General features: G+C 71.8%; 25 protein-coding genes and 2 pseudogenes. 14 read left to right on the forward strand and 13 right to left on the reverse strand.

The annotated features are described in order from the left end of the window. Positions 1-441 carry a DUF6069 family protein gene (locus P4R38_RS13495; protein WP_277192584.1) on the reverse strand — a complete coding sequence of 147 codons (441 nt, stop codon included), beginning with the start codon at positions 439-441 and terminating at the stop codon, positions 1-3. Positions 442-578: 137 nt separating this feature from the next. On the opposite strand from P4R38_RS13495, the gene P4R38_RS13500 reads away from it, so the two are divergent. Beyond that, positions 579-1,199, forward strand: a complete 621-nt coding sequence (locus P4R38_RS13500) for a class I SAM-dependent methyltransferase (RefSeq protein WP_277192585.1) — start codon at positions 579-581, stop codon at positions 1,197-1,199. Between the two features lie 29 nt (positions 1,200-1,228). On the opposite strand, the gene dapF is transcribed toward P4R38_RS13500, so the two are convergent. Further along, entirely contained in the window at positions 1,229-2,089 is an 861-nt protein-coding gene (dapF, locus tag P4R38_RS13505) for a diaminopimelate epimerase (RefSeq protein ID WP_277192586.1), read from the reverse strand. Between the two features lie 4 nt (positions 2,090-2,093). Further along, entirely contained in the window at positions 2,094-3,032 is a 939-nt protein-coding gene (miaA, locus tag P4R38_RS13510; protein WP_277192587.1) for a tRNA (adenosine(37)-N6)-dimethylallyltransferase MiaA, read from the reverse strand. Positions 3,033-3,132: 100 nt separating this feature from the next. On the opposite strand from miaA, the gene P4R38_RS13515 reads away from it, so the two are divergent. The 7 genes from P4R38_RS13515 to P4R38_RS13545 are packed head-to-tail and all read left to right on the forward strand — an operon-like array spanning position 3,133 to position 10,320. Further along, positions 3,133-4,398 (forward strand): NAD(P)/FAD-dependent oxidoreductase, encoded by a 1,266-nt coding sequence (locus P4R38_RS13515; protein WP_277192588.1) that lies wholly within the window; start codon positions 3,133-3,135, stop codon positions 4,396-4,398. 11 nt (positions 4,399-4,409) lie between these two features. Further along, the gene (locus P4R38_RS13520) at positions 4,410-5,111 is read left to right on the forward strand and encodes a DUF1365 domain-containing protein (protein ID WP_277192589.1); all 702 of its coding nucleotides are present in this window, start codon (positions 4,410-4,412) and stop codon (positions 5,109-5,111) included. Beyond that, complete coding sequence (locus P4R38_RS13525) at positions 5,108-6,370, forward strand: SAM-dependent methyltransferase (RefSeq protein ID WP_277192590.1); 1,263 nt, start codon at positions 5,108-5,110, stop codon at positions 6,368-6,370. The genes P4R38_RS13520 and P4R38_RS13525 overlap by 4 nt, the downstream gene beginning before the upstream one ends. After that, the gene (locus tag P4R38_RS13530) at positions 6,367-7,683 is read left to right on the forward strand and encodes an SAM-dependent methyltransferase (RefSeq protein WP_277192591.1); all 1,317 of its coding nucleotides are present in this window, start codon (positions 6,367-6,369) and stop codon (positions 7,681-7,683) included. The genes P4R38_RS13525 and P4R38_RS13530 overlap by 4 nt, the downstream gene beginning before the upstream one ends. Positions 7,684-7,706: 23 nt before the next feature. After that, the gene (locus P4R38_RS13535) at positions 7,707-9,065 is read left to right on the forward strand and encodes a cryptochrome/photolyase family protein (RefSeq protein ID WP_277192593.1); all 1,359 of its coding nucleotides are present in this window, start codon (positions 7,707-7,709) and stop codon (positions 9,063-9,065) included. Between the two features lie 34 nt (positions 9,066-9,099). After that, a complete protein-coding gene (locus P4R38_RS13540) occupies positions 9,100-9,375 on the forward strand; it encodes a hypothetical protein (protein ID WP_275238729.1) in 276 nt (91 codons plus the stop codon). 54 nt (positions 9,376-9,429) lie between these two features. Continuing rightward, positions 9,430-10,320 (forward strand): bile acid:sodium symporter family protein, encoded by an 891-nt coding sequence (locus P4R38_RS13545; RefSeq protein WP_275238730.1) that lies wholly within the window; start codon positions 9,430-9,432, stop codon positions 10,318-10,320. Between the two features lie 6 nt (positions 10,321-10,326). Here the strand turns inward: P4R38_RS13545 and trpS are convergent, their stop codons facing one another. Beyond that, positions 10,327-11,415, reverse strand: a complete 1,089-nt coding sequence (gene trpS / locus P4R38_RS13550; RefSeq protein WP_277192594.1) for a tryptophan--tRNA ligase — start codon at positions 11,413-11,415, stop codon at positions 10,327-10,329. 226 nt (positions 11,416-11,641) lie between these two features. Between trpS and P4R38_RS13555 the strand changes: the two genes are divergently transcribed. Continuing rightward, positions 11,642-11,998: an ArsC/Spx/MgsR family protein gene (locus P4R38_RS13555; RefSeq protein WP_277192595.1), complete on the forward strand. Its 357-nt coding sequence runs from the start codon at positions 11,642-11,644 to the stop codon at positions 11,996-11,998. Positions 11,999-12,235: 237 nt separating this feature from the next. On the opposite strand, the gene miaB is transcribed toward P4R38_RS13555, so the two are convergent. Then, entirely contained in the window at positions 12,236-13,753 is a 1,518-nt protein-coding gene (gene miaB, locus P4R38_RS13560; protein ID WP_277192596.1) for a tRNA (N6-isopentenyl adenosine(37)-C2)-methylthiotransferase MiaB, read from the reverse strand. Positions 13,754-13,845: 92 nt separating this feature from the next. Here miaB and P4R38_RS13565 point away from each other — a divergent pair, with 92 nt between their 5' ends. Then, a complete protein-coding gene (locus P4R38_RS13565; protein ID WP_346770759.1) occupies positions 13,846-14,202 on the forward strand; it encodes an antibiotic biosynthesis monooxygenase family protein in 357 nt (118 codons plus the stop codon). Continuing rightward, the gene (locus P4R38_RS13570; RefSeq protein ID WP_277192597.1) at positions 14,199-14,609 is read left to right on the forward strand and encodes a YccF domain-containing protein; all 411 of its coding nucleotides are present in this window, start codon (positions 14,199-14,201) and stop codon (positions 14,607-14,609) included. Before P4R38_RS13565 ends, P4R38_RS13570 begins: the two co-directional genes overlap by 4 nt. Before the next feature lie 16 nt (positions 14,610-14,625). Here the strand turns inward: P4R38_RS13570 and P4R38_RS13575 are convergent, their stop codons facing one another. After that, complete coding sequence (locus P4R38_RS13575; protein ID WP_275238736.1) at positions 14,626-15,045, reverse strand: VOC family protein; 420 nt, start codon at positions 15,043-15,045, stop codon at positions 14,626-14,628. Continuing rightward, the gene (locus P4R38_RS13580) at positions 15,042-16,286 is read right to left on the reverse strand and encodes an MFS transporter (RefSeq protein ID WP_277192598.1); all 1,245 of its coding nucleotides are present in this window, start codon (positions 16,284-16,286) and stop codon (positions 15,042-15,044) included. Before P4R38_RS13580 ends, P4R38_RS13575 begins: the two co-directional genes overlap by 4 nt. A 72-nt stretch (positions 16,287-16,358) precedes the next feature. On the opposite strand from P4R38_RS13580, the gene P4R38_RS13585 reads away from it, so the two are divergent. Beyond that, positions 16,359-17,234, forward strand: coding sequence for a LysR family transcriptional regulator (locus P4R38_RS13585; RefSeq protein ID WP_277192599.1), 876 nt, complete (start codon positions 16,359-16,361; stop codon positions 17,232-17,234). Positions 17,235-17,271: 37 nt separating this feature from the next. Here the strand turns inward: P4R38_RS13585 and P4R38_RS13590 are convergent, their stop codons facing one another. The 6 genes and pseudogenes from P4R38_RS13590 to P4R38_RS13615 form a co-directional block, all read right to left on the reverse strand. Further along, complete coding sequence (locus P4R38_RS13590) at positions 17,272-17,892, reverse strand: regulatory protein RecX (RefSeq protein WP_346770760.1); 621 nt, start codon at positions 17,890-17,892, stop codon at positions 17,272-17,274. A 2-nt stretch (positions 17,893-17,894) separates the two neighbouring features. Then, a complete protein-coding gene (locus P4R38_RS13595; RefSeq protein WP_409201269.1) occupies positions 17,895-18,401 on the reverse strand; it encodes a hypothetical protein in 507 nt (168 codons plus the stop codon). Positions 18,402-18,581: 180 nt separating this feature from the next. Beyond that, positions 18,582-19,433 (reverse strand): annotated as a pseudogene (locus tag P4R38_RS13600) (intein-containing recombinase RecA); the annotation flags it as partial. Beyond that, a pseudogene (recA, locus tag P4R38_RS13605) lies at positions 19,425-20,060 on the reverse strand (recombinase RecA); the annotation flags it as partial. The pseudogenes recA and P4R38_RS13600, both read right to left, overlap by 9 nt. Positions 20,061-20,329: 269 nt before the next feature. After that, on the reverse strand, positions 20,330-21,130 hold the full coding sequence (locus P4R38_RS13610) for a transglutaminase-like domain-containing protein (protein ID WP_277192600.1): 801 nt from the start codon (positions 21,128-21,130) through the stop codon (positions 20,330-20,332). After that, positions 21,131-21,367 carry a DUF3046 domain-containing protein gene (locus P4R38_RS13615; RefSeq protein ID WP_275238740.1) on the reverse strand — a complete coding sequence of 79 codons (237 nt, stop codon included), beginning with the start codon at positions 21,365-21,367 and terminating at the stop codon, positions 21,131-21,133. 87 nt (positions 21,368-21,454) lie between these two features. Between P4R38_RS13615 and P4R38_RS13620 the strand changes: the two genes are divergently transcribed. Both P4R38_RS13620 and P4R38_RS13625 read left to right on the forward strand, forming a co-directional pair. Next, on the forward strand, positions 21,455-22,417 hold the full coding sequence (locus tag P4R38_RS13620; protein WP_277192601.1) for a nitrilase-related carbon-nitrogen hydrolase: 963 nt from the start codon (positions 21,455-21,457) through the stop codon (positions 22,415-22,417). Further along, on the forward strand, positions 22,414-23,448 hold the full coding sequence (locus P4R38_RS13625; RefSeq protein ID WP_277192602.1) for an agmatine deiminase family protein: 1,035 nt from the start codon (positions 22,414-22,416) through the stop codon (positions 23,446-23,448). Before P4R38_RS13620 ends, P4R38_RS13625 begins: the two co-directional genes overlap by 4 nt. Positions 23,449-23,803: the final 355 nt, after the last annotated feature.

A 23,803-nucleotide genomic window follows, 5' to 3' on the forward strand; every position in this document is an offset into this window, starting at 1 on the left:
TCATCGCCGCGTCGTCCGTGCCGTCTCAGCCGACCCGTCCGCAGGAGGCCGCGGCTCGCGCGTCGGTCCGTCGGCCGTTCGCTCGGTGCCGGGACGAAGACCCACCATGAGGGTGACCCCGACCAGGACGTGCAGGACCGCCAGCGAGACCTGGGTGGCCGTGGTCGTGCCGGCGAGGGGGCCCAGCACCAGGGACAGCAGGAGCGCCGCCCAGCAGAGCAGCCACCAGGCGCGCCGCCCACCACGGCGCCGCAGCAGCAGTGCTCGCGCGACGACCGCTGCAACACCCGACACCAGTGCGGCGAGCACGACGCTCACGACACCGACGGCTCGTACGGTGCCGCTCGTCTCCACCCGCAGCGGCACGTCGAGACCACGCTCGACCGCCCATCCCAGGACACCCGCACCGGTGGCCACCGCCACCACACCCGCTGACCTCATGACGTCCTGCCTCTCTCGTGCGCTCTGGTGCGCTCTCGTCGATGGCGTCGACGCTAGGGAGACGAGCGCGCCGGAGGCAGGGCCGTCGATTCGCGGTCGCGCGGGACAAATGTCCCGCCGGGATACGCTGCGACGCGATGTCCGAGGAGCAGCACGACCACTACTTCACCGCCCGACCGGCGAGTGCGGACGAACGACGCACCATCACGGTCCCGATCGCCGGGCGCTCTCGCACCGTCGAGGTGGCCCGCGGTGTGTTCTCGCCGGACCGCATCGACCAGGGCACCAGCGTCCTGCTGCAGCACGCGCCCGCCCCGCCACCGACCGGAACCTTCCTGGACCTGGGCTGCGGCTGGGGTCCGGTCGCGCTCACCCTCGCGCTGCGCTCACCGGACGCGACGGTCTGGGCCGTCGACGTGAACGAGCGCGCCCTGGATCTCACGCGCAGGAACGCAGAAGCGCTGGGTGCCAACGGCATTCACGCCTCGACCGCGGCCGAGGTGCCGTCGGCGACGACGTACGACCTGATCTGGTCCAACCCCCCGATCCGGGTCGGCAAGGCGGTGCTGCACGAGCTGCTGCGGACGTGGTTGCCGCGCCTCGCGCCCGGCGGCGTCGCTCACCTCGTGGTGCAGCGCAACCTCGGCTCGGACTCGCTGCAGCGGTGGTTGGCCGACGAGCTCGGCGACGCGTACGAGGTGTCCCGACTGACCAGCGTCAAGGGCTTCCGGATCCTCCAGGTGCGCCGCCGCCCCTGAGCGCGACGCGCCCGGCCGCCCGGGTCCGGTCAGGCAGGGAGCTCGACGGTGCCCGACGCGACGAGCTCGGCGGGCCCGGACAGCGCGACCGTCCGGTCGCCGATGTGGACGCCCAGCCGGCCACCGGGCACGTCGACCAGCCAGTCGAGCTGGTCCGCCGGCCGCCCGGCCCAGCACCAGATGGCCAGCGCGGCCGCCGCCGCGCCGGTGCCGCACGACTCCGTCTCGCCCACGCCGCGCTCGTGGACCCGCATCGCGATGTGCCCGGGACCGACGGCGCGGACCAGCTCGACGTTGGTGCCCTCCCCGGGAAGCGGCTCGACCAGGGGCGCGCGGGTGAGGTCCAGCTCGTCCAGGCCGACCTCCGGAGGAACGACCACGACGGTGTGCGGGTTGCCGAGGTCCAGGCTCAGCCCGGGCATCGGCGCGGGCGCCCCGGCGACCTGGACGAGGGCGTCGCCCCCGCGCTCCACGGCAGCTGCACCGCCGACGAGCTGCCAGCCGCCCAGATCGACCGCGTAGCCGCTGGGCACGACCTCGATCCGCCGGACGCCCGCGCGCGTCCCGATGTCGAAGGTCGACTCCTCCACCAGGCCGTTCGCCCGCAGGTACTCGGCGAACACCCGGGTGCCGTTGCCGCACATCTCGGCGACCGAGCCGTCGGCGTTGCGGTAGTCCATGAACCACAGGCCGGGGTCGGTGCCGGCGGGTGCGTCCTCGACGGCTCCCGCGCGAACGACGCGGATCGTCCCGTCCCCGCCGATGCCGCCCCGCCGGTCGCACAGGAAGCGGACGTCCTCGGCACCCAGCGACAGCTCCCCGTCCAGATCCGGGACGAGGACGAAGTCGTTGCGGGTGCCGTGGCCCTTGACGAAAGCGATGGTGGTCACGGCGTCATGGTGTCAGAGGCGTCGGGGCGCCGATCGCGGCGAGGGCCCGGTCGAGGAGGTCCGGCGCGTCGTAGGGCAACCACACGACGCGTGGCTCGGGGCGGAACCACGCCTCCTGGCGTCGGACCAGCCGACGGGTGGCAAGGACGGTCTGCTCCTTGGCCTCGTGCTCCGGCAGGGCGCCGTCCAGCTGACCGAGCGCCTGGGCGTACCCGATCGCCCTGCTGGCCGTCCGTCCCCGGCGCAGGCCCAGCGGCTCGAGTCCGCGGACCTCCTCCAGCAGCCCGTCCGCCCACATGCGGTCGACGCGGACGGCCACGCGCTCGTGCAGCTCGTGCCGTGGAGCCCGCAGCCCGAGCATCACTGTGGGACGCAGGAACTCGCGGCGCGGCATCGTCGAGCTGAACGGTCGTCCGGTGAGCTCGATGACCTCCAGCGCGCGGACCGTGCGGCGCCCGTTGCCCGGCAGGATGCCCCGGGCCGCCTCCGGGTCGCGCTCGGACAGCTCGCGGTGCAGCGCGTGGGCACCGCGCTCCTCCAGGGCGGCCTCCCAGCGGGCGCGGACGTCCGGGTCGGTGGGCGGGATCTCCAGCACGTCGAGGGCGGCGCGGACGTACAGGCCCGACCCGCCGACGACCAGCGGCACCCGCCCCCGCGCGAGCACCGCCTCGATGTCGAGGCGCGAACCTGCCTGGTACGCGGCGACAGTCGACTCCTGCGTGACGTCGAGCACGTCCAGCTGGTGGTGCGGCACACCGCGCCGCTGGTCCGCCGGAACCTTCGCCGTCCCGATGTCCATGCCGCGGTACAGCTGGGAGGCGTCGGCGTTGACCACCTCACCGCCGAGCCGTTCGGCCAGCGCGATGCCGAGGTCGGACTTGCCCGTCGCCGTCGGTCCCACGACCGCGACGACGCGGCCGTTCATCGTTTCGCGCGCACTCATCGCGGATATCGTCTCAGCCGGTGCGACCCGCAGACCCATCCGGACGTCGCGACGCTCCGAACTCCCCCCGATGCCGGCCTTCGACCCCCCAGGAGACTCGATGACGGGACGACCCCGTGCTGCTGTGATCGGGAGCGGGGTGTCCGGGCTGGTCGCCGCGCACGTGCTCGGCCGGACCCACGACGTCACGCTCTACGAGGCGGACGAGCGCGCCGGCGGGCATGCGCACACCCACGAGATCACCCTCGAGGGGCAGCGCCTCTTCGTCGACAGCGGCTTCATCGTCCACAACGAACGGACGTACCCGACCCTGCTGCGGCTGTTCGCCGAGCTGGACGTCGCGACCCAGGACACCGACATGTCGATGTCGGTCCGGCACGACGCCGACGGGGTGCAGTACGCCGGAGGGCGCGGCCTGTCCGGCATCCTCGCCGACCCACGCACCGTCGGCCGCCCGGCGTACCTGCGGATGCTGCGAGACGTCCGCCGCTTCCACCGCTCGGCCCGTCTCCTGCTCGACCGGTCACCGGGAGCCGAGGACGTCTCCCTCGGCGACTGGCTGGAGCCGCAGGGGTTCAGCGACGCGTTCGTCGAGTGGTTCGTGCGTCCGCTCGTGGCCGCGGTGTGGTCCTGCGACCCGGACCGCTCGCTGGAGTACCCCGCGCGCTCGCTGCTGACGTTCCTGGACCACCACGGCATGCTCAGCGTCACCGGATCCCCCACCTGGCGCACGGTCGTCGGCGGCTCGCGGGCATACGTCGACCGCGTGCTCGCGGGGGTGCACACCGTACGGCTCGGCTGCCCGGTCACCGGCGTGGAGCGAGCTGCGTCGGGGGCCTCGGTCACGGCAGCGGACGGCACCGTCCAGGAGTACGACGGCGTCGTCGTGGCCACGCATCCCCACCAGGCGCTGGCCCTCCTCCGGACCCCGACCCCCACCGAGCGCGCCGTCCTGGGCGCGATCTCCTACTCCGTCAACCAGGCTCAGCTGCACACCGACGCCACGGTCCTTCCGACCCGGCGCTGGGCACGGGCGTCGTGGAACTACCGCATCCCGACCGACCCGACGACCGGGGTCCTGGTGACCTACGACCTCACCCGGCTCATGCGACTTCCCACGCCGGGCGGCCAGCGAGTCCTGGTGACGCTCAACGGTTCCGGGCGTGTCGACAAACGAGCGGTTCTCGCCGAGATGGCCTACGAGCACCCGCTCTACACGACCGACTCCCTCGCCGCCCAGCGTCGCCTGCCCGAGCTGTCCGACCGGCGCGTCGCGTTCGCGGGGGCGTACCACGGCTGGGGCTTCCACGAGGACGGGGCGCTGGCGGGGCTGCGCGCGGCCGAGGCCCTCGGAGGCCGATGGTGAGACCGCGACTCATGCTGACCCAGGTGCGCCACACCCGCACCGCACCACTGCACAACGACTTCACGTACGACGGGTGCGCCTGGCTGCTCGACGTGTCACGTTCGCGTGAGATCCCCTGGTGGGCAAAGCCGTTCGTCACGTTCCGGGCGGCCGACCACCTGGGAGACCCCGCGTCCACCTGGGTGCAGAACCTCGAGCACTTCCTCGGCACGCACGACGTGGACCTGCGGGGTGGCAAGGTGCTCGCGCTCACCGGAGCGCGCAGCCTCGGCCACGCGTTCGACCCGCTCACGCTCTACTGGTGCTGGGACGCCGCCCACCGGCTCGTCGGGGTCGTGGCCGAGGTCCGCAACACCTACGGCGAGCGCCACGCCTATCTCGTCGAGCCCGACCGGCGCGGCACCGCCACCACCGAGAAGGCGCTCTACGTCTCGCCGTTCAACGACCAGCACGGCTCGTACACCATGTCGGTCCCCGTTCCAGGCGAGGCCGTCGACGTCCGCATCACGCTCCATCGCGACGGGCACCCGCCCTTCGTCACCCGATGGACCGGCCGGCCGGCCGGCCCACGCGACGCGCTGCGCGTCGCAGTCCGGTTGCCGCTCGCGCCGCACCTGGTGAGCGCCCGCATCCGGGTGCAGGGCATCCGGTTGTGGCTTCGCCGTCTCCCCGTCCAGCCCCGTCCGCGTCATCAGCGCCAGGAGGCCGTATGACCACCCTCTCCCCCGCCGTCCCCCGTGTCCTGGTCGACCCCGAGCGGTGGCCGGACGTCGCGCAGGTCCCCCCGGGTGTGCGCGCCCGGACGGCGGCCGCCGTGACCCGCGGTCTCTTCCGTCGCGCCGTCGACCGGCTGGCGGTGCGCGTGGTGCTGCCCGACGGGACGGCGATCGGCGGCGCCCGGGCCGAGCCCGGCGCGCCCACGATGCAGCTGCACGACCTGCGGGCCTTCCTGCGCCGGGTCGGCTCGACCGGCCTCATCGGGTTCGGCGAGTCCTACCTCGCCGGCGAGTGGGACAGCGACGACCTGGCCGAGCTCATCGCGGCGTTCGCGACCGGCGTCGACGCCCTGGTCCCCGCCCCGATGAAGCGGATGCGGTCCTCCTACCTCGCGCGCCAGCCCCGGGCGGACCGGCCCTCACCGGAGAACTCGCGCAGCAACGTGGAGCGGCACTACGACCTGTCCAACGAGATGTTCGCGCTGTTCCTCGACCCGACCATGACCTACTCCAGCGCCCTGCTCGCCGACCCGGCGGAGGACCTGGCCACCGCCCAGCACCGCAAGATCGACCGGATGCTCGACCAGGCGGGGGTACGGGAGGGCACCCGGCTGCTGGAGATCGGAACCGGGTGGGGCGAGCTCGCCCTGCGGGCCGCCGCCCGCGGTGCCCTGGTCGACAGCGTGACGCTCTCGCAGGAGCAGCTGGAGTGGGCGCGGGCCAAGGTCGAGCGCGCCGGCCACGCCGATCGGGTCGACATCGCGCTGCGCGACTACCGCGAGGTCAGCGGCACCTACGACGCCGTCGTGTCGGTGGAGATGATCGAGGCGGTCGGGCTGGACTACCTGGACGAGTACTTCGCCGTGCTGAACCGCTCGCTCGCTCCGGGTGGCCGGGCGGTGGTGCAGGCCATCACCATGCCGCACCGGCGCGCGCTGGAGACCAAGGACGGCTACACCTGGATCCACAAGTACATCTTCCCGGGCGGCGCGCTGCCCTCGACCGACATGCTGACGGAGTCGGCGGCGGCGAGCGGCCTGCGCTGCACCGACGACCTGGCGATGGGCGACAGCTACGCCGCCACCCTCGACCGGTGGGCGAGCACCTTCGGGACCCGCACGGACGACCTGGAGCGGCTGGGCTTCGACGAGGTCTTCCGCCGGATGTGGACCTTCTACCTGCGCTACTCCGAGGGCGGGTTCCGCGCGGGGTACCTGGACGTCCACCAGCTCACCTACCAGCAGGCCGCGGCATGAGCGCCGCCCCCGTCGCGCCGCGGCTCGCCGAGCTCCTCGCACCGCTCGCGGGTGGTGAGCTGCCGGTGCGGATCCGCGCCTGGGACGGCAGCACCGCCGGACCCGCCGGCGTACCCGTCGTGCACCTGCGCAGCCCACAGGCGCTGCGCCGGATGCTCTGGCACCCGGGCGAGCTCGGTGCCGCGCAGGCGTACGTCGCGGGCGAGCTCGCCGTCGACGGGGACCTCGCCGACGGACTGCGGCACCTGTGGGCCCAGGTCCGCGGCCGTGGTCTGACCGCCGTACGGCCCAGCCCGCGTCTGCTCGCCCAGGCGGCGCGGCTGGCCCGTGAGTGGGACGTGCTGGGTGCGCCACCGGCGATGCCGAGCACGCAGATCGCGGTGACCGGCCGGCTGCACTCGATGCGCCGCGACAAGGCGGTGATCCACCACCACTACGACCTGTCCAACGCGTTCTACGCCCTCGTCCTGGACGCCCACCTGGCCTACTCCTGCGCGTACGTCACCGGGGCGGACCTGGACGGCGGGGAGACGTCGACGTACTCCCTGGAGGACGCCCAGCGGGACAAGCTCGACCTGGTCTGCCGCAAGCTCGGGCTCGACGCCGGCCCCGGGATGCGGCTGCTCGACGTCGGCTGCGGCTGGGGCTCGCTCACGCTGCACGCCGCCCAGGCGTACGGCGCCTCGGTCACCGGCATCACGATCTCGCAGCAGCAGAAGGCGTTCATCGAGCAGCGCGTCCGCGAGCGCGGTCTGCAGGACCGGGTCACCGTCCGGCTGCAGGACTACCGCGAGATCGCCGACCCGCCGTACGACGCCGTCGCCTCGCTGGAGATGGGTGAGCACGTCGGCGAGCGCAACTACCCGACCTACGCGGCGACGCTGGCCCGCTGCGTGCGCGCCGACGGGCGGGTGCTGATCCAGCAGATGTCCCGGTCCGGGCGGCGCAACCGCGGCGGCGGCCCGTTCATCGAGGCGTTCATCGCGCCCGACATGACGATGCGCCCGGTCGGCGAGACGGTGAACCACCTCGAGTCGGCCGGCCTGGAGGTGCGCGACGTGCACGCCCTGCGCGAGCACTACGCCTGGACGGTCCGGGCGTGGCAGACCCGGTTCGACCGGAACCGCGAGCGGATCCTGGACCTCGTCGGCGCCGAGGTGGTGCGGGTGTGGGAGCTCTACCTCGCCGGCGGTCTGCTCAGCTTCGAGCAGGGCCGGATGGGAGTGGACCAGATCCTGGCCGTGCGCCGCGGCGACGGCCCGAGCCCCCTGCCGCCGGTCCGACCCACCGGCTGGAGCGTCCCCTACTCCTGATCGACTGTCCTAGGGTCGAGGGCATGGCCGATCCTGCGATCCTGTGGCTGCGACGCGACCTGCGCCTGCACGACCACCCCGCCCTGAACGCCGCCGTCGAGCAGGCCGGTGCCGGTGGCGTGGTCCCCGTGTTCGTGGTCGAGCCCGCCCTGTGGAAGGGCGCGGGCGACGCGCGGCGCGGCTGGCTGGCGCACACCCTGAAGGACCTGTCCGACACCTATGACGGCAGGCTCGTGCTGCGGATGGGCGATCCGGAGAAGGTCGTGCCGGCGCTGGCGCGGGAGGTCGGCGCGAGCAGCGTGCACGTCTCCCGGGAGAGCACCCCGCACGGACGTCGGCGGGACGAGGCCGTCGAGGACGCGCTCGGGGACGTCCCTCTGGTCGCGACCGGGACGCCGTACGCCGTCGCCCCGGGCCGGGTGGTCAAGAACGACGGGACGCCGTACGCCGTCTTCACGCCGTTCTCGCGCGCGTGGCAGGACCACGGCTGGCCCGGCGCCGCGAACCCGCCCAAGAGCCTGCGCTGGGCGACCGCCGACTCCCACAAGACGGCCCAGGACGCGGTCGACAAGGCCGCGAAGGGCGATCCGCTGCTCCCGGTCGGCGAGGCCGCCGCGAGCGAGCGGTGGGAGGACTTCGTCGACGAGGCGATCGCCGCCTACGACACCGACCGCGACCGTCCGGCCGTGGACGGCACCTCCCGGATGTCGGCCTACCTCAAGCTCGGCGTGATCCATCCGCGCACGCTGCTGTCCCGGATCTCGCGGCTGCGGAGCACCGGCGCCTCCACCCTGCGCACCGAGCTGGCCTGGCGCGAGTTCTACGCCGACGTCCTCTACCACCACCCACGCTCGGCGTGGCACGACCTGCGGCCGGCGCTGAAGGGGATGACGTACGACGACCCCGGCGAGCATGTCGAGGCCTGGAAGGAGGGGCGCACCGGGTTCCCGTTCGTGGACGCCGGCATGCGTCAGCTGCTGGAGACCGGCTGGATGCACAACCGGGTCCGGATGGTCACCGCGAGCTTCCTCACCAAGGACCTGCACACCTGGTGGCCGATCGGTGCGCGGCACTTCATGGACCACCTGATCGACGGCGACATCGCCTCCAACAACCACGGCTGGCAGTGGGTCGCCGGCACGGGCACCGACGCCGCCCCGTACTTCCGGGTCTTCAACCCGGTGACGCAGGGCGAGAAGTTCGACCCTCAGGGCGACTACGTCCGGCGGTGGGTCCCCGAGCTGCGCCACCTGGAGGGCAAGAAGGCGCACTCACCCTGGGACCACGAGGCCGGCTACGACGAGGGCTACCCCGAGCGCATCATCGACCACAAGGAGGAGCGCGAGGAGGCGCTGCGCCGGTACGAGTCCGCGCGGGGTTGACCTTCGACCTGGTCGAGGTGGTCGGGTCGCGTCCATGGCGATCCTCACCCACCGCTGCCGCGCCTGCCCCCACCCGGTCGACTGGCACGAGCAACGCCACCGCGGCTACACCGCATGCCCGTGCTGTGTCTCCGGCCGCCCGGAACCGGACCCGCAGCCGGTCGTGCAGGAGACGTTCACCTCGCCGGGCGGAGACCCCGAGCCGCTGTACGTGCCGGGCTCGCCCCGCAACACCGGCTCCATGCACGCCACCCGCACCTGTGACTGCGACCGCTGCCACGCGGCGTACTCGAACCTCCACCGGGCGTGACGGCTGGAGCCGTTCCCACCACGCCGGGCCACCGCATGTGGTGAGGTGCGTCACATGCACTCCACGCTCACGACGATCGGCCTGCCGATCGCGCTCGCCGTCATCATGCTCGGGCTCGGCCTGTCGCTCACCCCGGACGACTTCTCCCGTGCCCTGCGCAGTCGCAAGGCGGTGCTGGTCGCACTTGTCTGTCAGATCGTCGTGCTGCCGGCGGTCGCCTTCGCGCTCGTCGTCCTGTTCGACCTCGAACCCTTCCTCGCGGTCGGGTTCATGCTGCTCGCCGCCTCGCCCGGCGGCACGACGGCCAACCTGTTCAGCCACCTGTTCAGAGGCGACGTCGCCCTCAACGTCACGCTCACGGCGATCAACTCCGTGCTCGCGATCGTCACCCTGCCCGTCATCACCAACCTTGCGCTGGGTCACTTCCTCGACGGCGAGGGCGAGGTCGGGCTCCAGCTCGGCAAGATGCTCTCGGTCTTCGCAGTCGTCCTGGTCCCGGTGGCCATCGGCATGCTCGTCCGACGGCGCAACCGCGATTTCGCCGACCGTATGGACCAGCCGGTCCGCATCGCCTCCGCTGCCATCCTGGTGCTGGTCATCGTCGGCGCGATCCTCGGCGCGCGTGACGACGTCGGTGGATACATCGCCGACGTCGGGCTGGTGTCGGTGCTGTTCTGCGCCATCAGTCTCAGCACCGGCTTCTTCGTGCCCCGCGCTCTCGGCGTGAGTCACCGACAGGCGGTCGCGACGTCGTTCGAGATCGGCGTCCACAACAGCACGCTCGCCATCACCGTCGCCCTCACGGCCCTCGACCAGGAGGACATGGCGGTGCCCGCCGCGGTCTACGGCGTGCTCATGTTCTTCGTCGCCGCCGGGTTCGGCAGGCTGATCACCCGCGGACGGCCGAGCACCTCCTGGTCCGAGGCAGCACGCGCGGCCCACTGAGCGCCGTCAGTAGGCCATCCCCATCACCTCGCGCACCTGGGCGAGCGTCGTCTCGGCGACCTCGTGGGCACGTGAATTCCCCTCTCGCAGAACGGTACTGAGGTATGCCGGGTCGCGGGCGAGCTCGGCACGGCGGAGTCGGTGCTGCGCGAGACCGTCGTTCGCCGCCTCGGTGACCAGCCTCTTGAGGGCCGACGCTCCCCCGTCGCCGACCTGCTCGGCGAGCGCCCGCGGGTCCGCACCGAGGAACAGACCCGCGGTCGTCAGCAGGCTCGCCACCTCGGGACGGCGTTCGGGCTCGAAGGTGATGTGCCGCTCGGAGTCGGTCCGGGCGCCACGGATCAGCCGAGCGGTCTCGTCCGCACTCGCGCCCAGCGTGATCGAGTTGCCGCGGGACTTGGCCATCTTGCGGCCGTCCACCCCGAGGATGAGCGGTGCGTCGCTGAGCAGCGCCTCGGGCTCGCGGAAGACCACCCGACCCTCGGCGTACCGACGGTTGAACCGCCGGGCGATCACCCGGGTCTGCTCGATGTGCGGCAGCTGGTCGCGCCCGACGGGGACGACGTTGCCGTGGCAGAACAGGATGTCCGCCGCCTGGTGCACCGGGTACGTCAGCAGCAGTCCGCTGAGCGGGCGGTTGCCAGTGTCGGCGAGCTCGTCCTTCACCGTCGGGTTGCGACGCAGCTCGGCGTCGGTGACCAGCGACAGGAACGGCAGCACCAGCTGGTTCAGCGCCGGCACGGCCGAGTGGGTGAAGATCGTGGACCGCTGCGGGTCGATTCCCGCCGCGAGGTAGTCCAGGACCAGCCCGCGCACGTGGTCGCCGATCGCGCCGACGGCATCTCGGTCGGTGATGACCTGGTAGTCGGCGATGATCACGAAGCTCTCGACACCTTTGTCCTGCAACGTGACTCGGTTGCGCAGGCTCGCCAGGTAATGGCCGATGTGCAGCTCACCGGTCGGCCGGTCGCCGGTCAGCATCCGCAGGTCGGCGCGGCCCAGGGCGTCGGGGTCGTCGATGGTCCGGTGCAGCTCGTCGCTGCGCTCGCGCGCGATCTCGTACGAGGCGTCGTCAGCGGGTTCAGGGTTGGTCATGGTCGCTCCTCGGGTTCGTGCCCGCGGGAGGGTCGCCACCTACGACGAACGCCGCCCGAGGGCGGCGTGAGATGAGTCGTGGGTCTCGTCAGCGGCCGCCGGTCAGGGCAGCCACCACCATGCGGTCGAGGGACGAGACGCCGAGGTCATGGGTTCAGGCTACGGCACCACCGGCCGGTGGAGACGCCGCCGCATCGCGCGAGCGCGGCCGCTACCGTCGGCCCCCATGAGTGACGTGACGCTGCTGCACAACCCCCGCTGCTCGACCTCCCGCGCGGCGGCGGACGCGATCCGTACCGCCGGGCTGGACGCCGAGGTCGTGCAGTACCTGAATCAGCCGCTGGACGCCGACCTGCTGCGTGACCTGCTCGGCCGGCTGGAGGACGAGCCGACGGACCTGGTCCGCCGTGACGCCGCGTTTGCCGAGCTCGGCCTGACCGACGCCGACGTCGCGACCGCCGACCAGGTCGTCGCCGTGCTCGTCGAGCACCCGCGCCTGATGCAGCGACCCGTGCTGGTCAAGGGCGACCGGGCCATCATCGGCCGACCGAAGGACCGCGTCCCGGCCTTCCTCGCCGACTGACCGCTCGCCTGTCGAGCCCGATCCGCTGGTTGAGCCCGATCCGCCGGTTGAGCCCGATCCGCTGGTTGAGCCCGATCCGCTGGTTGAGCCGGGCGAGCGCCCAGCGCGAGCCCGTGTCGAAACCCGGTGACACACAGGGAGACTCCCTCGCGGCTGCGGTGGTTTCGACACGGATCCTCCGCTAGCGCTCCGGACCGGCTCGACCAGCGAAGGTGCCGGCTCAACCAGCGCGAGCCGTCAGATGCCGCAGGCGGGTGCGGCCAGAGCCGGCGTCTCGGGCTTGCCGATCTGCGGCATGCCGAGCGCCACGGCGGGCTTGCGGGTGACACCCTCGGCGGCGTCCTCCTGCAGCGCCTCCCAGGCGTCGCCGCCTCGGGTACGGCGCACGCTGTACGTGCCGCCCTGCACACCGGAGTCCGCGACGAGGTGGTGCGGGGCGCCGTACGTCACCTCGACCGTCACCATGTCGCCCGGACGTGGCCGGTCGGCGCCCTCGGGAACGCCGATGTGCACCAGCCGGTTGTCGCGGGCCCGGCCGGACAGCCGGTGCGTGGCGGCGTCCTTGCGGCCCTCGCCGGGCGCGACCAGCACCTCGACCGTGTGGCCCTCCTGAGCGCGGTTCTCGGCCCAGGAGACCTCCTCCTGCACCTTGAGCAGGCGGTCGAACCGCTCCTGCACGACCGCCTTCGGCAGCTGGTCCGGCATGGTCGCCGCGGGCGTACCGGGACGGATGGAGTACTGGAAGGTGAACGCGGAGGAGAAGCGCGACTCGCGGACGACGCGCAAGGTCTCCTCGAAGTCCTCCTCCGTCTCGCCGGGGAAGCCGACGATGAGATCGGTCGTGATCGCCGCGTCGGGCATGCGGTCGCGCACGCGGTCGAGGATGCCGAGGAACTTCGCCGACCGGTACGACCGGCGCATGTCCTTCAGCACCTTGTCCGAGCCGGCCTGCAGCGGCATGTGCAGGGACGGCATGACGTTCGGGGTCTCGGCCATCGCGTCGATGACGTCGTCGGTGAACGCCGCGGGGTGCGGGCTGGTGAACCGGACCCGCTCCAGCCCCTCGATGTCACCGCACGCCCGGAGCAGCTTGCCGAACGCGAGCCGGTCGCCGAACTCGACGCCGTAGGAGTTGACGTTCTGGCCGAGCAGCGTGACCTCGACGACGCCCTGGTCGACCAGCGCCTGCACCTCGGCGAGGATCTCCCCCGGCCGGCGGTCCTTCTCCTTGCCGCGCAGACTCGGCACGATGCAGAAGGTGCAGGTGTTGTTGCAGCCCACGGAGATCGACACCCAGCCGGAGTAGGCGGAGTCACGCCGGGTCGGCAGCGTCGAGGGGAACGTCTCCAGCGACTCCAGGATCTCCACCTGCGCCTCGGCGTTGTGCCGCGCGCGCTCCAGCAGCACCGGCAGCGAGCCGACGTTGTGGGTGCCGAAGACCACGTCGACCCACGGCGCACGCCGCACGATCTCGCCCCGGTCCTTCTGCGCCAGGCAGCCACCGACGGCGATCTGCATGCCCGGGTGCGCGTCCTTCACCGGACGGAGGTGGCCGAGGTTGCCGTACAGCTTGTTGTCGGCGTTCTCCCGGACCGCGCAGGTGTTGAACACGACGACGTCCGGTGCGTCCGGGCGCTCCCCCGTCGCCAGCCCGCTCACGTCGGTATAACCCGCCGACTCCAGCAGGCCGCTGATGCGCTCGGAGTCGTGGACGTTCATCTGGCACCCGTGGGTGCGCACCTCATAGGTCTTCATGGCGGCATCCAGGGTACGACGGCCGCACCGGTCTCCCCGAACGATCGCCGGGACCGGTTCTAGGCTCGATGCCATGAGCGTCGTGAAGATCAATGCCATCACCGTGCCCGCCGACAGCGGCGACGAGCTCGCGCAGCGGTTCGCCGCGTGCCGGAGCGGTCGACGACCAGCCCGGCTTCGAGGGGTTCGAGCTGCTCCGGCCGACCGACGAGCGCACCACCTGGCTGGTCATCACCCGCTGGGCCGACGAGGAGTCGTTCGAGGCGTGGAAGAGCGGCCAGAGCTTCGAGAACGCCCACCGCGGCACCTCCGGCGACCGAGCCGGCGAGCGCGGCGGTGAGTCCGGTCAGGCCGCCCACTCCGGCGGGGCATCACAGCGTCCGGTGGGGATGAGCGCCGAGCTGTGGTCGTTCGACGTCGCGACGCGCTCGGATGGCACCTCGCGATGAGGCTGCTCCTCAACCTCATCTGGTTCGTGCTCGCCGGCCTGTGGCTGGCGATCGGCTACGCGCTCGCGGGGCTGATCATGTGCATCCTGATCGTCACGATCCCGTTCGGGATCGCCTCGTTCCGCATCGCCTCGTACGTGCTGTGGCCCTTCGGGCGGACCATCGTGGACAAGCCCAGTGCCGGAGCAGGCGCGGTGGTCCTGAACATCGTCTGGTTCGTCCTCGCCGGCTGGTGGCTCGCGCTCGGCCACGTCGTCACCGCCGTCCTGCAGGCCGTCACGATCATCGGCATCCCGCTCGCGATCGCCAACATCAAGCTCATCCCGGTGACGGTGGTGCCGTTCGGCAAGGACATCGTGACCACCGACGCCGTACGGCAGGGTCAGCGAGCGGTGCACTCCATGTGAGAGTCCGCCGCGCGGATCAGCTGATGAGGCAGAACGGGTGGCCGGCCGGGTCCACGTAGACCCGGAAGCCGCCGTCCTTCGACGGCTGGTGCTCGTGCACCCGCGCGCCCGCGGCCAGCACGGCGGGCTCGGCCGCATCGATGTCCGGCACGCTGAGGTCCAGATGAATCTGCTGCGGGTGCGCGCCGCCGGGCCAGGTGGGCTCGACCCAGTCCTCGATCCGCTGGAACGCCAGTGCGGTCCGCCCGTCCGGGTTGTCGGGCGTGATGCCGCCCTGCGGAGGTGCGAGGGTGACGAAGTCCCGGTCGGCGCCGTCCTCGGCCTCCCACCCGAGCACCTCACCGTAGAAGCGGCTCAGCGCCAGGGCGTCCGGGCAGTCCAGGATGATCAGGTCCAGCCGTGGCTTCGGCGCGTTGCTGCTCGTCGTGTCGCTCATGTCCGTGACGGTAGAGCGGCTTCCGGACGACCGACGTCCGGAACCAGTGGGGCACCGCCCGCAGGCTCGAGCCGGCGCAGCCGCAGACGAGGACCGGCCAGCGCAGCGAGTGCGGTGAGGACCCCGGTCCCGACGAGGGTCGGACGCGCTCCGATCACGCCGATCAACGGTGCCCCGGCGAGCAGGCCCGCGCTGCTGGTCGCGTTCACGACGACGGACTGACCACCCATCAGCGCGCGCCGGACCGGTCCGGCACCGGCGTCGGTGATGGACCGGTTGACGGCGGCGATCCCGACGACGACGAAGCCGCCGCCGATGCCCGCGCAGGCGGCGACCCCGACCGGCGTCGTCCAGGCGGCCATGCCGATCCAGGCGAGTCCGCCCACGACCCAGGCCGAACGCGCCACGGTCATCGGGGCGTACCGGCGCACCACTGCGGAGGCGACCGCTGTCCCGGCCAGGGACCCCACGCCGTACCCGGTCATCCCGGCCGCGAAGTAGAGGCCCGGACGACCGCGGTCGGCGCCGATGACGGACGTGCCGATCGTGAACGCGAACCAGGTCAGACAGCTGGTCCCCCGCATGACCCAGCCGCGGGCGATGTCGGCCCGGCCCACGAGCACGTCGCGGATGGCCGGCGCCGCAGCCGCCTGGCCCACGTCGTCGAGGCATGACCCGCGGACGGGGAGGGCGAGCAGCGCGGACAGCAGCAGCATGAGCGACTCGAACCACAGCGCCTGCAGCGTCCAGTCGAGAGCAACCGCGACACCGCCGATCGCCGGGCCGAGCAGCATCGTGGTCCGACGGACGCCGTCCTGCCAGGTCAGCAGGGTGACCGCGCGGCCTGGACCCAGCCGGTCCCCGACATCGGCGAACAGGGCCATCAGACCGGGCGCCGACAGCGTCTGGGCACTGCCGAGCGCCAGTCCGGCGGCCGCGAGGGTCACGACGTTCATCAGGTGTGCCCAGGCGAGCAGAGGGACCATGGCCAGCGCCGCGGCCTCGGCCACCTGCGTCAGTGCCAGCCCGCGCCCGGACGCGATGCGCTGCCGCAGCCCTCGAGCCCACCACGGCGACAGCAGCGCCGGGATGCCGGACGCGCCACCGACCAGCCCGGTCGCGGCCACCGACCCCGTGGTGCGGAGCACGACGAGGGGCAGCGCGATCTGCGCGAACCGGAAGGCCAGCTCGCTCAGCGCGTAGCCCGCGAAGAGCAGGGTCGCGTCTCGTCGTGCACTCATGACTCGACTCTCGGCCCGGCGGCCGGGTCCCGGTAGACCTGGGTTCGAGCTGGCCGGACATAGGCTGTCCCTATGAGCCCATCTCCGAGTGTCGAGGATCTGCGGCTGGTGCTCGCGGTCCGGCGCGCCGGGTCGGTGGGCGGCGCAGCCCGCGAGCTCGGCACCACCCAGCCGTCGGCGAGCCAACGCCTGGCTCGGGTCGAGCGCCGCTGCGGGGTGACGTTGTTCGAGCGCGACACCACCGGCGCGCGGCCCACACCCGCCGGCCTGGAGCTGGCCCGCCAGGCGGAGCACGTGCTCGGTCACCTCGATGGCATGTACGCGGCCACCGTCGCCGCCACCACCACGCGAACGCTGGTCGTCGGCACGTTCGCGAGCCTTGCGGCGGCGGTGCTTCCGGCCCTGGACGAGCTGCTCCCGGACGTGCCGATCGACCAGCGCATCGACCACGGCGACCAGCTGATCGCCTGGGTCGCCGAAGGCACGATGGACGCGGCCTTCGTCGCGATCGCCGAGCAGATCACCCTCCCTCGGGGTGTGCTCGTCCATGCCCTCGGCGAGGACCAGCTCGTGCTGTTCCGCCCGCTGGGGGTGCCACCGCTGAGCCGGGGCCGGCTGCCGCTGGCCGGCCGGTCGGTGGCGTTCTCGACGTACGACCTCGGCGCCCCGGTGCTGCAGGCCAGGCTCGAGTCGCTCGGCGCCACCGCGCGCCGCGGCGTCACCCTGCCGACCACGTTGGCGATGGCGCGGCGACGTGGCCAGCCGGCGGTGGTGCCGCGGAGCGCTGTGGCGTCCGACCTGCGGGAGGGCGAGGCGGTCGAGCGTCTGCCGTTCGCGGCCCGGCTCCGGCTGTCCATGGTCACCGCCCGGGAGCACGACCCCAGGCTGGTCGGGGTGCTGCCGGCGCTACGGCGCGACCTGGGCCTGCGCGCTCAGCGGTCGACCTGAGCGCCGGCCCTGGTCAGGACGGGCCGATCCTGACGCGTCAGTCCGGCTGGTGCTCGGGCGCATCCGTGATCGCCTCGCGGATGACCTGCCAGGACACCGAGGACGAGTACCCCTTGCGGGCCAGCATCCCGGCGAGCCGCCGGGTCTGCACCGCAGCGTCGAGACCGTGCATCGAGCGCAGCTTCTTGGCGACGAGCTCGCGGGCCCGCTCCTTCTCCTCTTCGTCACCGATCTGCTCCAAGGTCGCGCCGGCGACGTCGTCGTCGACGCCCTTGCGGCGCAGCTCCTGGCGTAAGGCGCGGCGGGCCAGACCACGACCGGACTGCTGGCTGCGGACGACCAGCTGGGCGTACGCCTCGTCGTCGACCAGACCGACCTCTTCCATCCGGTCGAGCACCTCGTGGGCGACCTGCTCGTCACAGCCCTTCTGCCGGAGCTTGTCGGCCAGCTGCTGACGGCTGCGGGGCGCCATGGTCAGCTGACGCAGGACGATGGCGCGAGCCACCTCGTGCGCGTCGGGCTCGACGTCCTGCGCCGCGGCACGTCCGGGGTCGTCGGGCACGTCCGGGCGCCGGGCGCTGGACTGCCGGGCCGGCCGGGTCTCCTGCTGCGCGAACGCGGGAGGAGGCCCGGCAGGCCGATCGAACGGTCGCGTCACGATCAGAACTCGACCGGCACCTCACCCGCCGGTGCAGCCTCGGTGGGCTTGTCCACCTGCGGACCCACGCCGAGCTTCTCCTTGATCTTCTTCTCGATCTCGTCGGCGAGGTCGGGGTTGTCCTTGAGGAAGTTGCGGGCGTTCTCCTTGCCCTGCCCCAGCTGGTCGCCCTCGTAGGTGTACCAGGCGCCCGACTTGCGCACGAAGCCGTGCTCGACCCCCATGTCGATCAGGCCACCCTCACGGGAGATGCCCTGGCCGTAGAGGATGTCGAACTCCGCCTGCTTGAACGGCGGGGAGACCTTGTTCTTGACCACCTTGACGCGCGTCCGGTTGCCGACGGGCTCCGAGCCGTCCTTGAGCGTCTCGATGCGACGGACGTCCAGCCGGACGGACGCGTAGAACTTCAACGCCTTACCACCGGTCGTGGTCTCCGGGCTGTTGTGCACCATCACCCCGTCGACGAAGTAGTTGTGCGTCCCATCGACCTCGATGTCGAAGCGATGCATCGAACGGGTCGGCGGCTTGACGTGCACGTCGAGCACGCGGGAGGGCACCAGGACCTCGTACGGCTCGATGAACTCCGGCTCGACCGCGAACCGGCCCCGCTGCCGCGGAAGCAGCTTGTACGCCATCGACGGGTGGACGAACGGCGCCACCAGATCGAGGAAGACGTCTGTACCCGCTCGCGTCATGGACAGAACGGCCTTCTGCCCTGCGCCGGACAGACGCACGCGGCACTCCACGCCGTGAGAGTCGCGAAGGTACTCCGCCATGCGAGTCCTGGACCCCTCGCTCATCGCCTCGACACAGATCTCCACCCGCCCCGAACCCCCGAGCGTGCGCTCCTGCACGCCCTTCGATCGGATCGAGAGACTCCCGTCGTCCATGTACCAGATCGCCAGTGCCAGTGGCGTCAGCGCCTTGAGGTACTCCTCCGTGACGCACTTCTTCCCGTCACCCCAGTACATCGACTCACGAACCTCCGCGAGCTCCGGCAGAGGCGTCAGGTCGATGTGCACCGCGCCGTTCGGGCGAACAGTGCGCGACTGGCTGATGTTTCCCAGAAGGGAGGCCTTCCAGTCGGCGTAGGCCGACTGGGCCGACCCGTGACCCATCCGGAACCGGACACCTCTGCGGGACCGCAGGTTTGGCGCCAGATGCCCGTCACCGAGAAGGCCACCCAGGACGACCTGCCACTGCTGCTCGCTCAGCCGTGCCGTCTCGGCGGACATCACCCGGTCGCCGGCGATGATCTCCCCGGCCTCGCGCCAACCACCCGGTGTACGGATCAGGTGGTTCTCGGTGGCGGCGAACTGCGACCTGCCGTTGCCGCCGGACTTCTCGACCGTGAGCTGCAAGAACCGCTGCGCCGGGCCGTTGTCGAACCAGTTCGTCACCGGACGGGCGACGACGGCGTCGGCCACCGGGTCGTAGGTCATGACCTCGACCGGCATCTTCTGGTTGACGATCTTGCCGATCTTCTCCTGTGACCCGTCCGCAAGGGTGACCATCGTGCCGTAGGAGAAGCAGCCGAACATCACCCCGATCTTCTCGCGCAGCTGGTTGATGAAGATCGCCGTCGTGCCCGTGTTGTTCAGCGCACCGGTGATCTTGCGCAGCGCCTGGCTCATCAGGCGGGCCTGCAGACCGACGTGGCTGTCACCCATCTCGCCCTCGATCTCGGCGCGCGGCACGAGCGCGGCCACCGAGTCGATGACGATGATGTCCAGCGAGCCGGACCGGATCAGCATGTCCGCGATCTCCAGCGCCTGCTCACCGGTGTCGGGCTGGCTGACCAGCAGCGCGTCGGTGTCGACGCCGAGCTTCTTGGCGTACTCCGGGTCGAGTGCGTGCTCGGCGTCGATGAACGCGGCGATGCCGCCGCCCCGCTGGGCGTTGGCCACCGCGTGCAGGGCCACGGTCGTCTTACCCGAGCTCTCCGGGCCGTAGACCTCGACGACGCGGCCACGCGGGAGGCCGCCGATGCCGAGTGCGACGTCCAGCGCGATGGCGCCGGTGGGGATCACCTCGATCGGCGGGCGGATGTCGTCGCCCAGACGCATGACCGCGCCCTTGCCGTGCGACTTCTCGATCTGCGACAGGACGACGTCGAGCGACTTGTGCTTGTCCCCGACGACGGGGGCTGACTTGGGTGCGGGTGCCATCTGGCTCTCCTTCGACAACGTGGGCGGACGCGCCTCCCGGCGACCGACCTCAGCCCACGCGTGCGATGGACCTCGGTACGAGTCAGACGCTAGGAGCCTGCACCGACAGCCGTCGCCGTCGTCCGCGCACGCTGTGGAAGGACGACCGTCGAGATGGGCACCTGTGCACAACCTATCCGAACATGCGTACGAGTGCCGTACGACTCGCCGTACCGCGTGTCGGGAGTCGCGGTCCGCCGACCGACCGGCCGGGAACGGCCTGCCCGACCTCAGGCCATGACGACGGAGGACGCGTGGTCGTCGGTCGGCAGGCTTCCCTCCAGCAGCGCGGTCACGCGCATCCCGCGCAACGTGGACCGGCCGCCGAAGCGGGTGAGGAAGGAGGTGTCGACGGCGTCGCGTCCGGTCGAGATCCGCAGCAGCGACTGGCGCGGTGCGAGTCCGGTGGAGTCCACGACGTGCCACTGCCCGTCGACGTAGGCCTCGGCGACCGCGTGGAAGTCCATCGGGACCAGACCGGGTGCGTAGCAGGCGACCAGGCGGGCCGGCACCTCGCGAGCGCGCAGCATCGCGACGGTGAGGTGCGCGAAGTCCCGGCAGACCCCGTCGCGCGCGAGAAAGGTGTTGATCGCGCTGTCGGTCACCCGGGAGGAGCCGACGACGTACGCCGTGCGCTTCTTGACCCAGGCGCGTACCGCACGGACCAGCTCCATCCCCGTCAGACCCTCGAACTCCTCGCGCGCCGTCCCCATCAGCCGGTCGGACTCGCAGTAGCGGCTCGGGAGCAGGTAGACCAGCCGGTCGGCGAGGCCGTCGTCGTAGGGCTCCGCCACACCGGTGACGGTCGCCTCGTAGCGGACCTCGTGCTGGCCGGGCTCGAGGTCGACCACGTGGCTGATGCCGTCGTGCTGCCCGATCAGTGCGGTGACGTCCCGGGCCTCCCCCTGGGCCGTCACCGTGAGGGAGTCCTCGACCGTCAGCCCCGGTCGGGGCGCGACGGCCAGCTGCAGCACGACGCGGGAGGGCGAGCCCACCTGGAGGTTGAGGACGGAGGAGACGGTGCGCTTCACCTACGGCTCCCTGGGGTTGTCGCGGACAGGACGATCGACGCCGAGACGGCGCTCGGGCGGCACGCCCATGTCGTCGCACAGCGCGAGCCAGACGTCCCGGGGCCTGCGCTGCGCCTCGAGCGCCTGCTCGGCCGTGAGGTCGCCGAGGGCGTGGATCACGTGGTTGCGGGCGAGGACCCGGCTGTACGACGGACCGAACTCGTCGTCCATCAGTACCCAGAACTCGCTCATCCGCACCACGAGACCGTCTCACACGGCCGGGCCTGCGCTCACCGCGGCACCGCGGCCCCGGGACCACGCGACGCACCCGCGATACTGACCCGCATGGAGCTCATCACCGCGCCGTCCGTACCCACGTCGTGGGCACGCGTCGACCAGCCCGACCGCGCACCGCTGCGCGTCGGTCTGGTCCAGCACGCCTGGGACGAGGACGCCGACCGCCTGCAAGACACCCTGCTCGACGGCATCACGACGGCCTCCGACGCCGGCGCCCGGATCGTGTTCCTCCCGGAGCTGACGCTGTCGCGGTACCCGGCCGATGCACTCCCGCAGGGCACGCCGTCCGACCTCGCCGAGAGCCTGGACGACGGGCCGACCGTGGCCTTCGCCCGCCGAGCCGCGGCCGAGTCGGGCGCCCTCGTGCACGCCTCCCTCTACGAGAAGGCCGAGCAGGGTGACGGCCTGGGCTTCAACACCGCGGTCCTGGTCGCGCCCGACGGCCGGCTCGTCGCACGTACTCGCAAGACGCACATCCCCGTGACCGCGGGCTACTACGAGGACAAGTACTTCCGCCCGGGTCCGCCGGAGGACGCCTACCCGGTGGTCCCCCTCGACGAGGCGGGCGTACGACTCGGGATGCCGACCTGCTGGGACGAGTGGTTCCCCGAGGTCGCTCGCCTGTACGCCCTCGGCGGCGCGGACGTCCTCGCCTACCCCACGGCGATCGGGTCCGAGCCGGACCACCCGGAGTTCGACACCCAGCCGCTGTGGCAGCACACCATCGTCGGCCACGCCATCGCCAACGGACTGTTCGTCGTGGTCCCGAACCGGTACGGCACGGAGGGCCTGATCACCTTCTACGGCAGCTCCTTCATCGCCGACCCGTACGGCCGCGTCCTCGTCCAGGCCCCTCGGGACCGGGCGGCGGCGTTGGTCGCCGACCTGGACCTGAGCCAGCGCAAGGACTGGCTGGACCTGTTCCCCTTCCTCGCCACCCGTCGCCCGGACTCCTACGCCGCGCTCGCCGCGCCCGTCCGTCCCGAGCACGAGCGGCACGTCGAGCCATGACGCGCTGGCGGATGCCGTCGGAGACGGCTGAGCACGCCTGCACCTGGATGGCGTGGCCGCACGCCGGCTACACCCTCGGTGACTCCCCCGCAGCGGCCGACGCGGCGCGGCGCACCTGGGCGGCCGTCGCGAACGCCGTCGTGGAGTTCGAGCCGGTCCGCATGGTCGTCGACCCCTCCGCCGTGCAGGACGCCACGGCGTACCTCGACCCGCGGGTGACGCTGCACGAGGCGCCGCTGGACGACGCGTGGATGCGCGACATCGGACCGTCCTTCGTGCTCGACGAGGACGGCCGGCTGGGGGCGGTCGACTGGGTGTTCAACGGCTGGGGCGGGCAGGAGTGGGCCACCTGGGACCAGGACGCGCGCATCGGACGCTTCGTCGGTCAGGAGGCCGGCGCCAAGGTGATCGACTCGCCGATCGTCAATGAGGGCGGTGGGATCCACGTCGACGGCGAGGGCACCGTGCTCGTCACCGAGACCGTCCAGCTCGACCCCGGGCGCAACCCCGGAGCCTCCAGGACGGACATCGAGGCCGAGCTCGCGCGCACCATCGGCGCGACCCGGGTGATCTGGGTTCCTCGCGGGTTGACCCGCGACTACGAGGAGTTCGGCACCCGCGGGCACATCGACATCGTGGCGACGATGCCTGCCCCCGGTGTCGTGCTGGTGCACGACCAGGAGGACCCGCGTCATCCCGATCACGCCGTCAGCGCCGAGGTGATCTCCTTCCTGGAGACCCAGGTGGACGCCTCCGGCACACCACTGTCGATCGTCCGGATCCCCGCTCCTGCAACGCTTCTCGACCATGAGGGGCCGGTGGACTACAGCTACGTGAACCACCTCGTCGTCAACGGCGGCGTCATCGCGTGCACCTTCGACGACCCGCACGACGCGCGAGCACTCGAGGTGCTGCGGGAGGTCTACCCCGGCCGCCGCGTGGTCGGGGTCGATGCACGGGAGATCTACGCCCGGGGCGGCGGCATCCACTGCATCACCCAGCAGCAGCCTGTGAACCGTCCGGCCGAATGACGGCTCGCACGGTGGGCGGGCAGCTGCTCGCCCACCGTGCGCAGGTGCCGGTTCGGTCGGGGTGGACGAGCGTCAGTCGGCGCTGCGAATAACGTTGCCTCGCAGGTGTTTTCGGTCGCTCTACGACTTGCCTCCGGAGGCGGGACGGTGCCCGCCGAGCGCCCCGGATCGGGGGCCGGTCGGCGCCCCGGACCGGGAGTGGCGGCGTTCCACGAGCCGGTCGAGCGAGGTCGGAACATCAATACAGAGTCTTGAATGTTCATCTGTTGTCTCTTGACGTTCGGCGTGCTGCACGACGTCATTCCTCTGCGGAACGCCAAATCTCACGCCGGTGACCGTCAGGTGTCTTGCCGCG

Origin of the sequence: Luteipulveratus flavus (assembly GCF_029439465.1) — a bacterium.
Lineage (GTDB): Bacteria > Actinomycetota > Actinomycetes > Actinomycetales > Dermatophilaceae > Luteipulveratus > Luteipulveratus flavus.